This window comes from uncultured Rikenella sp. (assembly GCF_948810725.1).
Classification (GTDB): domain Bacteria; phylum Bacteroidota; class Bacteroidia; order Bacteroidales; family Rikenellaceae; genus Rikenella.
In genome coordinates, this window is the sequence record NZ_CAQIVA010000086.1 from 1 (window position 1) to 3,365 (window position 3,365).

Genomic DNA, 3,365 nt, shown 5'->3' on the forward strand with positions numbered 1-3,365 from the left:
TCGCTGCCATCTCACGCGGCGGACTGCAACTCGTCGGAGCTCGTTGTACTCACCGCTGGCAGCGAATTGCTATAGGCTAAGAGCGAATAGCGCGGTTCTTCAAACCGCTGGCCTTGTCGCCCAGGCGCGGAGCGCCTCGGGGGGGGAGTGGGCGACAGGCCGAACCCGACAGATTTGGGGCGAGTTTTTGGTTGTGCTTTGGGCCGTGCTTTTGCGGTTCGTAGAACCGCCGGGTCTGCGCGCTGGGCCGTTCGGCCCACCCCCGGAGCGCGCAGCCCGAACCCGGCAGAATTGGGGCGGTGAATGGGGCGTTGTAGTTGCGACTCGCAGAGTCGCGCGGGCCGCCCGTGGGCAGGCGCCGGCCCGCAATACGCCGCTTCGCGTCGAAAATTGCGATACCACCCGGGCGTCCGACCCGCTAAGGTCAAACAAAAGTAGGGTAGAGGCTGCCAGTTGTTAGGGTAGCTCCAGCCCCTTGCCCCCCACGGGCACGCGCCCCCGTTTATTCTGAGAGGCAACGCAACTGAAAAGCGTCGCCCCGGTTACCCGCGTAGCAGGGATTGAAGTGCCTTGTACTGAAATCTAAATCCATGCCATTGGTGCCGTTCACCGATGACGAATAACAGTAGCCACTGCTTCCGACACTACCCAGTGCGCCAGAAGTATTGCGGTTGCGGAAGCCCGGGGCGCGCCGCCCGGCAAGCGAACCGGCCCTGTAACCGTGGCCGCTTCCACCCCAAGCAATACGTCTCTGTTTATTCCGAGAGGCAACGCAACGGAAGACCGTAACCGCGTCCGCATATGTCGTTGGAACTAAGGTACAGCGCATGAAAGTTCAAGCCCAGACTGTAAATGTCGCTGACAGCGGCCGACCAACTGTATCCGCCGTCGCTGATACTCCATAACCCGCCATCGTTGCCGCCGCGGTAGCCCGGGGCGGGGCCGCCCGGCACTCGAAAACGGACCCTCCCATATATTCCCCGCGCCCGCCGCGTCGCGTTTTTGTAAAAAGTAAGTTTATTATACAGTGAGTCATGATAGAGCGAGAACAAACCGACTTTTTTCTGGTTCAGGCCTATAACGCCGCCATCCGTGCCGGAGCCAAAATCATGGAGATTTATACCCGGTACGACGACTTCTTCGTCGGCCTCAAAGCCGACAGCACCCCCATCACCATCGCCGACCGCGAAGCCCACCGGCTCATCCAGCACTACCTGAGCGCCACCCGGATTCCCCTGCTTTCGGAAGAGGGCCGAGACCTCTATTTCGACGAACGGCGCGGGTGGGACCTCTATTGGCTCATCGACCCCCTCGACGGCACCGAAGAGTTCATCAAACGGAACGGCGAATTCACCGTCAATATCGCCCTGATGGTCGACAACCGGCCTTTCTTGGGCGTGATCTACCTGCCCACCACCGAGACCCTCTATTTCAGCGATCCCGACCGCGGCGCCTTCTGCCGGACAGGCGTCCGGCCCGAGATGAGCGCCTCGTTCACCATCGGCCAACTGTTTCGCGACGCGCAACGCCTGCCGCTGGTTGCCGGGCGGAATACCCCGTTGCGCGTCGCCGTGAGCCGTTCGCACGAGACCGAACACGTCAAAGAGGAGATCCTTCGGTTACAGCAACAACTCGGCGAGATTCGCATCGTCGAGTACGGCAGCTCCTTGAAAATGTGCCTCGTGGCCGAAGGAGCAGTGGACTGCTACCTGCGAACCACACCCACCTCGGAGTGGGACACCGCCGCCGGCGAAGCCATTGCGCGCGGAGCCGGAGCCGTCGTGCGGTCGCTGGCCGGCGACGAATTGCGGTATAACGAAGAGTCGCTCGAAAATCCGCCGTTCATCTGTCTCACCGCTGCTTTGAAAAACTATGACTGGAGAAGATAAGGAATTTGTCGCGAAAGACCTGAGCGCCTTTTCGCCCGACGATACCGGAGTGGCCAACGGGAACTATTTCGGTCTCCCGTTTGCACCGGACGAAGCGGAACTCGTGCTGCTCTCCGTACCTTGGGACGTGACCGTCTCGTATAACAGAGGGACGGCAGCCGGGCCGGAGGCGATTCTGGCCGCTTCGACCCAGGTAGAGCTGCGCGACGCCCATTATCCGGAGGGTTGGCGGTGCGGGATTGCGACCGCACCGGCCGATCCGTGGATCGCATCGGCTTCGGAACGGCTTCGGACGGAGGCGGAACGGGTGATTGCGCACCTCGAAGAGGGAGGCGCGGCGACCGATCCGGCGATCGCCGCATCGCTGGAGGCGGTCAATGCCGGTTCGGCGCGCCTGAACGACCTTGTGTTTGCACAGGCTTCGTCGTTTTTGGAGTCCGGCCGTTTGGTGGGGCTGGTGGGGGGCGACCACAGCACGCCGCTCGGTCTGATGCGGGCCGTAGCGGCTCGGATGGCAGGCGAGGGGAGGGATTTCGGCATGCTGCACATCGATGCCCACGCCGATTTGCGCGTGGCTTACGAGGGATTTGCCTACTCGCATGCTTCGATTATGTACAACGCTTTGCAGCTGCCTGAGGTATCGCGGTTGGTGCAGGTGGGGATTCGGGATTTCTGCGGTGCGGAGGTCGAGTTGGCGGCGGATTCGCAGGGCCGGGTGGTGCAGTTCGACGACTATACGTTGGCTCGTAACGCGTTCGAGGGGCTCTCCTGGGGGGCGCAGTGTGCGTCGATCGTCGACCGGTTGCCGGAGAACGTTTATGTGAGTTTCGACATCGACGGTCTCTCGCCGGACAACTGTCCGGGGACGGGGACTCCGGTTCCCGGGGGACTTTCGTACCGGGAGGCGGTCTATCTGTTGGCGAGTCTGGTGGAGTCGGGGCGTCGTATCGTGGGGTTCGACCTGACGGAGGTGGCTCCGCAGGCGGGCGACGGCGAGTGGAATGCGAACGTCGGCGCGCGGGTGCTCTACAAGCTGGCCAATCTTTGTCTCCGCTCAAATCGGTAGGGTTTCCTCATGTTTTATGTTAGGGCTACCGCGCGGTGGTTGGAGGCGTCGGCAGTTTGAGGATGCGTCAGCATCCGTCAAAAGTTTTTCTGGTTCTCTTTGTTCACAACCGACGCTGCCAGCGAGAGCAATGCAAACGCAGTTTGCAAATTGCCGAGCGGCGAGGAGGAACCGAGTAGCGTACCGAGGGCAGAGACCGCTTGCGGGCTTTGCCGAGGTAGCACGAGGAAGCCGAAGGCAACGCGAAGCCAAAAAGAACAGTACCCTCAAACCAACGCGCGCCGACGCCTAAAGAGGGAAATCGTCAAAATGTACTGGCACATTTTGGCAAGATTTCCCCGGCGCGCGAACAAAGAACGGGGTAGAGGCTGCCAGTGGAAATGCGTAAGCATTTCCCGTCCACGGGACGT

3 protein-coding genes are annotated in these 3,365 nt (G+C 61.3%); 2 read left to right on the plus strand and 1 reads right to left on the minus strand.

What is annotated here, in order from left to right; all coding sequences use genetic code 11:
* Positions 1–755 precede the first annotated feature (755 nt).
* Positions 756–953, minus strand: a complete 198-nt coding sequence (locus Q9S52_RS10580; RefSeq protein WP_297627728.1) for a hypothetical protein — start codon at positions 951–953, stop codon at positions 756–758.
* 81 nt (positions 954–1,034) lie between these two features.
* Between Q9S52_RS10580 and cysQ the strand changes: the two genes are divergently transcribed.
* Together cysQ and Q9S52_RS10590 are read left to right on the plus strand one after the other, a co-directional pair.
* Positions 1,035–1,889: a 3'(2'),5'-bisphosphate nucleotidase CysQ gene (gene cysQ / locus Q9S52_RS10585; protein ID WP_294594776.1), complete on the plus strand. Its 855-nt coding sequence runs from the start codon at positions 1,035–1,037 to the stop codon at positions 1,887–1,889.
* On the plus strand, positions 1,873–2,955 hold the full coding sequence (locus Q9S52_RS10590) for an arginase family protein (protein ID WP_304709084.1): 1,083 nt from the start codon (positions 1,873–1,875) through the stop codon (positions 2,953–2,955). The genes cysQ and Q9S52_RS10590 overlap by 17 nt, the downstream gene beginning before the upstream one ends.
* Positions 2,956–3,365: the final 410 nt, after the last annotated feature.

What these genes read in the sequence shown, in the direction of transcription:
- cysQ (WP_294594776.1), top strand. Translation starts at nt 1,035, where the DNA reads ATGATAGAGCGAGAACAAACCGACTTTTTTCTGGTTCAGGCCTATAAC.
- Q9S52_RS10590 (WP_304709084.1), top strand. Translation starts at nt 1,873, where the DNA reads ATGACTGGAGAAGATAAGGAATTTGTCGCGAAAGACCTGAGCGCCTTT.